Origin of the sequence: Prevotella sp. CAG:592, assembly GCF_000436015.1 — a bacterium.
Classification (GTDB): domain Bacteria; phylum Bacteroidota; class Bacteroidia; order Bacteroidales; family Bacteroidaceae; genus Prevotella; species Prevotella pectinovora.
This window is the reverse complement of sequence record NZ_FR892532.1, coordinates 1-6,656: the sequence shown is the minus strand read 5'-3', so window position 1 is coordinate 6,656 and position 6,656 is coordinate 1. Positions and strand designations below refer to the sequence as shown.

General features: G+C 47.7%; 6 protein-coding genes. 5 read left to right on the top strand and 1 reads right to left on the bottom strand.

Going from position 1 to position 6,656, the window contains the following annotated elements; translation table 11 throughout:
• Positions 1–230: hypothetical protein (locus QVO99_RS03005; protein WP_288176901.1), on the bottom strand; the 230-nt coding region annotated here is incomplete at its 3' end.
• A gap of 215 nt (positions 231–445) precedes the next feature.
• On the opposite strand from QVO99_RS03005, the gene QVO99_RS03000 reads away from it, so the two are divergent.
• The 5 genes from QVO99_RS03000 to QVO99_RS02980 all read left to right on the top strand — a co-directional run bounded on the left by QVO99_RS03000 (position 446) and on the right by QVO99_RS02980 (position 6,409).
• Positions 446–934 (top strand): TlpA family protein disulfide reductase, encoded by a 489-nt coding sequence (locus QVO99_RS03000; protein ID WP_042520312.1) that lies wholly within the window; start codon positions 446–448, stop codon positions 932–934.
• Between the two features lie 134 nt (positions 935–1,068).
• A complete protein-coding gene (locus tag QVO99_RS02995) occupies positions 1,069–2,784 on the top strand; it encodes a DUF6029 family protein (protein WP_022316109.1) in 1,716 nt (571 codons plus the stop codon).
• A gap of 5 nt (positions 2,785–2,789) precedes the next feature.
• Entirely contained in the window at positions 2,790–3,611 is an 822-nt protein-coding gene (locus QVO99_RS02990) for an Omp28 family outer membrane lipoprotein (protein WP_022316108.1), read from the top strand.
• 109 nt (positions 3,612–3,720) lie between these two features.
• Positions 3,721–4,407, top strand: a complete 687-nt coding sequence (locus tag QVO99_RS02985; RefSeq protein WP_022316107.1) for a hypothetical protein — start codon at positions 3,721–3,723, stop codon at positions 4,405–4,407.
• Between the two features lie 40 nt (positions 4,408–4,447).
• Positions 4,448–6,409 (top strand): hypothetical protein, encoded by a 1,962-nt coding sequence (locus QVO99_RS02980; protein ID WP_288176900.1) that lies wholly within the window; start codon positions 4,448–4,450, stop codon positions 6,407–6,409.
• Positions 6,410–6,656: the final 247 nt, after the last annotated feature.

Below are 6,656 nucleotides of genomic sequence, written 5' to 3'. Positions count from 1 at the left end.
CCCCCCCACACAATATATATCCTCCTCACATTAATTATATACCCCACCTCTACATTATATATCCCCTTCACATTATATATTATATGTATGATTTCCTGTATTCTTTTATATTGATATAAAGAGCATGTTTCCCGACAATCAGCTATTTCCGTCAGGTGACCGATTTCGCGGTTAATGCCGACTTTAGCCATATGTCTTCTTCCATTCAATGAAGATGCACTTATTGCCATGATAATAAGTGTATAAATATCACATAATAATGAAACAAACCCCAAATTTGCGTCATTTGTTAAATAATCGAGCCATTTTCTTTATTTTTCTTGTTTTTTATTTGGGAGTAAACAATATAAAAATTAATTTTGCCACGAAATACACAATACATGTTATTAATAATCGATTAAATATCATACTCATGAGAAAGAATTGTATATTGAATCTGAGCAAGATGAGCAAGAGTCTGCTCGTTTTGGCAATGCTCCTCTTCGCTGTTGTGGAGAACGCGAGCGCACAGCTTCCATCGTTCAAACTGAAGAACATCGAGGGCAAGACAGTTGACACCTCTACTCTCAGCAACGACGGAAAACCGTTTATCATCTCATTCTTTGCCACATGGTGCAAGCCATGTAACCGTGAGCTCAGCGCTATCGGCGAGGTTTACGAGGACTGGGTGGCAGAGACTGGCGTGAAGCTCTATGCTGTTTCCATCGACAAGGCACAGAACGCCAACAAGGTGAAGCCTCTCGTTAACCAGCACGGATGGCCATACGAGGTACTCCTCGACTCCAACAGCGAGTTCCGCAAGTCGTTCGGTGGCGAGATGATTCCATTCGTTATCATCTGCGACGGTGAAGGCAAGGTGGTGTTCAAGCACAACGGCTACACCGAGGGTGCCGAGCAGGAGCTGATAGAGAAGGTGAGAGAACTCATCAAGTAATAAAGAAATTTCATAAGCATTATGTTATGGAAGGGATTTCCATGGCATGATGCTTTTAATCCTTTTTTTTGACAATGGCAGAAGCCTGGGCGCTTCTTCTATATACCTTATTAACTTATAAAAGACAATCTCAAATGAGACCAGTACTATTTTTCTCACTCGCAGCAGCCCTCGCCGCCACGACAACAGCGACGGCACAGGAGAACAACGACGACAAGTTCGTTGTAAGCGGTAGTATCCAGAGCGATGTCATCATTCCTCAGGAGGATACCGAAATCGGGGCAAAGAAATACAACGAGTGGGCTCTTACTAATACCTATGCCGATATTGCGGCACGTAGCAACCACCTCGATGCCGGACTCCGTTTCGAGTTCACAAAGCATCCGCTGCCAGGTTATGCCGACACAGACAAGAGCTTCAAGGGATGGGGCGTGCCAAACTTCTATATCAAGACACACTTCGACAAATTCGACCTTACGCTCGGTACTTTCTATGAGCAGTTCGGTTCGGGCTTCATCCTCCGCACATACGAGGAGAGAAGCCTCGGTATCGACAACTCGCTGCTCGGAGGCAAGCTCGTGCTGCGCCCTGCAAAGGGTGTTCAGATCAAGGCACTCTCAGGAAAGCAGCGCCACTACTGGAAGTGGAACGACGCATGGGTGACAGGCGGTGACCTGGAGCTCAGCCTCGACCAGTGGTTCCGTGGCTTCCAGGAAAACAATACATACCTCACACTCGGTGCATCATGGGTGAACAAGTATGAGTCGGCAGACGAAGACAACGTTATGGTGCCCGGAGCTTCATACAAGCTCAAGTTCCCGTCAACGGTAAACGCATTCGACGTGCGTGCCAACCTGCAGACAGGCGATTTCTCGTTCCTCGCCGAATATGCGTGGAAGACCCAGGACCCATCATTCGAGAACAAGTATGTCTACCGTACCGGCCGCGTAGGAATGCTCTCTGCTTCTTACTCACGCAATGGATTCAGCGTGCTGGCTCAGGCAAAGCGCTCTGACAATATGGGATTCCGCAGCGCACGCAGCGTGACAGGACTCTCGTCGAACATCAACAACCTGCCTGCATTCACAATGGAGCAGACATACACCCTCGCAGCTCTCTATCCTTATGCCACACGCTCCGACGGCGAGTGGGCTTTCCAGGGAGAAATCGGATACAAGTTCAAGGGCAGATACGCTCCAAGCTTCAAGCTCAACTATTCTCACGTGTTCGACATCGACAAGAACTTCAGCAAGGGACCTCACTATGACGGATACGGATATGGCTCAAATGGTTATGGTTCGGCATTCTGGAAGATAGGCAAGTCGTTCTACCGCGACTTCAACATCCAGTATGAGCAGAAGTACAGCCGTGACTTCAAGCTCAACTTCATGTATATGAACCAGTATTACAACAACGACGTGCTCACGGCAATCGAGCGTGAAGACGGTGCACACGTCGGCGACGTGCTCAACCACATCTTCATCGCTGACGCCAAGTGGAAGATGACTCGCAAGATGACTCTTCGTGGTGAGGCTCAGTATATGAAGTCTTCTGACGGCAAGGACTATCAGATCTTCAAGTGGAACTCAAACGGCGCACAGGGCGACTGGATCAGCGGACTGCTCGAGCTCTCTGTACTTCCTAACTGGATGTTCACTGTATCTGACCTCTACAATGCCGGTGAGACAAAGCACCACTATTATATGGGATCCGTGACATTCAACTATGGTGCACATCGCCTGCAGGTGGGTTACGGACGTACACGCGCCGGATTCAACTGTACTGGTGGCGTCTGCCGCTATGTGCCAGCAAGCAAGGGCGTAACATTGTCGTATAACTATAACTTCTAAATCTCATGAAACTAAAGAATATTCTATATAGCTCGGCAGTAGTTGCCGTTGCGGCTCTCTTCACGGCATGTTCTGACATCGACGAGAACGAGCGCTTCGAATACGTTAAGCCTGCATCAGTAAACCGTGCCGTGCTCATCGAGGACTTCACAGGCCAGAACTGTGTTTACTGCCCTAACGGAACTGAAATCATCGAAGGTCTCCTCAAGCAGTATGGCGAGGATCACATCATCGCTGTTGGTATGCACAGCGGTCCGCTCGGATTCAAGGGCAGCAAGAAATATGTAGGTCTCAAGACCGACATCGCCGACACATACTATAACGCATGGGGCGTGACAACACAGCCTACTGCTACTATCAACCGTTCTGTAGTGCTCTCCGACTATACCAAGTGGGGAGCAGCAGTGGCTATTGAGCTGCAGAAGGAAGCCAAGCTTTCGCTCAACTTGACAAATACTTACGACGAGGCTTCTCGTCAGCTCACTATCAACGTTGAGGCTTACGGCACTGACGGCAATACCGACGGCAAGCTCACCGTATGGCTGCTCGAAGACGGCGTGAAGGCTTATCAGAAGGACCAGAGCGGATATAACTACGACTATATCCACAACCACGTGTTCCGTGCCAACGTTACCGCTGACGCATGGGGTGATGCAATCTCCGTGAAAGAGGGCGTGAAAAGCGAGAAGAGCTACACCTACACTCTGCCCGAGGAATGGAATGCCGATAACGTCAGTGTAGTGGCTTTCGTCAACGGTGCCGACAACCACAACGTGGAGCAGGTGACCAAGAAGGCAATCAAGCCACAGTCATTGTTGACAAAGTAATTTATCCTCAGGGAGTCCGGAAATTCCGGACTCCCATATATGCTTTGAGCCGACAGGTCGCTCAGGGCGCTTCAAATACAAAACCGATTAAAATCAAAAAAAGAAAAATATGAAATCATTAAAGACCCTTTTGTTGGCTGGTTTGAGCCTCATGGCTTTCACTACAGTCTATGCGCAGGAGGAAGATGAGGTGGAGACAGACCTCACTACCCTGCAGTTTGTTGACGCTGACGGCAACGTAATCGCTGACGGCGCAACCGTAAACTTTGCTCCTACAGATCCTGAGGAGACCCCTGCAGGCATTGAAATCAAGCCGGGAATCTTTGTAGAGAATCTTACAGACGAGCCGGTGTATACAGTTGCACAGGTTAATATTACTGCAATGAGCAGTGGTTCTTTGATGTGCTGCTTCCCTGCGAACTGCTATAAAAAGTTTGAGCCTGAAGAATTTACAACCGATCCTTCAGTTCCTATCCAGGCAAAGGCAAAGCACAGTCTCAATACAGAATGGTATGCTGAGGCATATGGTTCTTGCACTGCTTCTTTCCAGTTGAAGATCTATGAGGAGATACTTGCTCCAGGTCAGTTCGTTCCTACCAAGGACCTCGCCAACGGTCCTAAGATCACTGTAAACTTCATCTACAATGACCCTGCAAGCATCAACGGCGTTTCTAACGACGGTGCGAAGGCAGTAGCATTCTATAATGCAAACGGTCAGCAGATCAACAACCTGCAGAAGGGCTTGAACTTCATCAAGTATTCTAACGGCAAGACAGTGAAGACTGTTATAAAATAATCATCCGGAAATATTCAATAACAATTAAATTTAATAGAACATGAAAAAAGTTTTACTTTCTATGGTTGCTCTTCTCATGTCTACATTCACTTTTGCACAGGTGAATGGAGCATTGAAGCTGGAGCGCAACACCGCACCTGCAAAGGTGGCTGTCAAGGCATCGCCAAGAAAAGCCCTTGCTGACGGACAGCGTTATCTCGGTTATTACTCATCAGACAATTTCGGTCAGTCTGGTTTGGGTATCGCTAATTTAGGAGCTTATGAGAGATGTAAGGCAGTCACAGCAATGAGTGCTGATTTCCTCAAGCCTTTCGTGGGTATGAAGGTTGTAGGTATCAGATATGCCGTCCTGGCTTCTAACTTGGTATCTAAAGTGATGCTCGGTGATTGTGAGTTCACAAGCCAGGGCGTAGGATTCGGCGATGAGGTCCTCTTGAGCAAGGACGTTACTTCTTCAAATGCGGGCTGGAACACAGTGATGTTCGATGCTCCTTACACTATTCCTGCCAACACCGCTCTCTACGCAGGATTCCAGTACAACCAGAAGGCTGATAAGCAGGGTGGTTATTTCACAAGTGAGTGCTATCCTCTCTCTCTCATCAACGAGGGCGTAACAGGAAATCCTCTTTATATTTATACCGACGTTCCAGCAAGTAAAGGCGGTAACGGTGAGGGATGGTATAACTTCGGCTCTGACTTCGGCAACATCTGTATTCAGCTCATCGTTGAGGGACAGCCGGCTGGCAACTTCCTCTCTCCAGTTCAGTTGGATGAATTCCAGACTGTAGTAGGCAAGACAAAGAACGTTGAGGTTCTCTTCCAGAATGTATGCAACGGCTCTCTGAGCAGCTACTCTTATACATATACTCAGAATGGTGTCACATCTGCAGAGCAGACTGTTGATCTCGCAGCAAACACTATTGAGACTATCGTGAAGATTCCTGTTCAGATTGAAGGCGCTGCCGCTCCTGGCAAATACGATTTCACTCTGAACATCACAAAGGTGAACAATGTTGAGAACGCTGCTGCCGTTACTTCTATCAAGAGCAAGAACGAGACAATGGCAAAGGATTTCAAGCCTGTTGTAGTTATGGAGGAATACACTGGTTCTACATGTCAGTTCTGCCCACGTGGTATTGTTGGTATGGAGAAGGCTGCCAAGACCTTCGGCGACCAGTTCATCGGTATCGGTATCCACCAGTATGACCGCTCAGACCCAATGTACACTGCAAACTGGGCTAACCTCAGTTGGCAGGGTGCTCCTGGTTGCAAACTCAACCGCAACGGAAGCCAGATAGACCCATATTATGGTTCAGAGACAAACATCTGCGACGATATCGCAGCTCTTCTCACCAAGATTCCTGCAGCTTCACTTACTGTAAAGGGTGAGTGGGGTGCTGAAGATGACGGTACTATCAACGCAACAGCCACTGTTGAGGCACAGACTGAAAAGGAATACCAGCTCGTATTCGCTGTTACAGCAGACAACGTGAAGGGCGAGGGCAATCTCTGGTCACAGACAAACGGCTTCTCAAAGAAGGCAGGCCAGTTCACATACGAGTCTCTCCCAGAGGATATGCAGTTCCTTTACAACGAGCCAATCTACTACTATCCCGCATTCAACGAAGTGCTCGTAGCAAGCTCTTATGTTCGTACACTCAACAAGTGTGCTAACGTTAAGGTTCCTGCAGAGGGTACAGTGGATGGTACATACCAGCTCCAGATGCCTGTTACAAACAAGACTCTCCTGCCGGCTATCGACAAGGACCAGCTCAACATCATCGCTTTCGTTATCGATCCAACTACAAAGAAGATCGTCAACGCTGCCAAGGCTAAGCTCCCGACATGGGTAACAGCAGTGAAGGGTGTTAAGACCAATGATGTAAACGCTGTTGAGGTAGCTCGCTACACAATGGACGGACGTCAGGTTTCTGCTCCTGTAAAGGGCATCAACCTCGTGAAGATGTCTGACGGCACAACACAGAAGGTGCTCGTAAAGTAATATCGCAGAGATAAAAATCTCCTTTATAGATAATATGGAGTTGTGAAGGCGGTTCGCCGTCGGAGCAACTCCATATTTTTGTCTTCATAAAGCATTTACCATAGACGGTTAATGACCGTTTGGGAATTGTCCGATCCGTTGCCCACGTCTATTTATCGTATTGTCAATGGTTTCCGAGTTGAAACTTGCGAAAGTTAAGTGACTTTATTGGATAATGGGTTAAACCCAAAACGGTCATTAGGACGTT